Source organism: Mesorhizobium sp. M4A.F.Ca.ET.050.02.1.1 (assembly GCF_003997725.1).
GTDB lineage: Bacteria > Pseudomonadota > Alphaproteobacteria > Rhizobiales > Rhizobiaceae > Mesorhizobium.
This window is the reverse complement of sequence record NZ_RZSG01001570.1, coordinates 1-383: the sequence shown is the minus strand read 5'-3', so window position 1 is coordinate 383 and position 383 is coordinate 1. Positions and strand designations below refer to the sequence as shown.

The window sequence follows — 383 nt, the reverse complement described above, 5'->3', positions numbered from 1 at the left end:
GGCGCGGCGCGACAGGTCGGCGGCCAGCCGGCAAGCATCGGCCGCCGCTTGCACCAGCGCCAGACAAACCGCGCGTTCAAAACCTTTTTGCTCGGGTCGGATGCGCTTGCCGCCGGCCTCGGTGCGGAAGGCCGGGCCAAGAGCTTGGGCCATCAACAAGGGTAGCGATCTGGGCCAGCGCAGGCTTTGCGCGAGCAGCAGGTCGGCGAGCCACCAGCCAAAAAGCTCGGCATCGGGGCGCATGGCGACAACGTGGGCGGCGATTGCCGCCGCGGCGAACGGCGCCGGCCGCTGCGACCCCGCCACCTCTTCGATCTTCGTGCAGAGGTCGGCGAGCGCCTCATCGTCCCAGGCCAGCCCGAGCATCTCGGTCACTTTTGCAA

General features: G+C 69.2%; 1 protein-coding gene. It reads right to left on the bottom strand.

Annotation, left to right across the window (positions count from 1 at the left end; all coding sequences use genetic code 11):
- Nucleotides 1–383, bottom strand: a 383-nt coding sequence (locus EOA33_RS38675; protein WP_127407886.1) for a DUF1403 family protein, incomplete at both ends; no start/stop codon positions are given.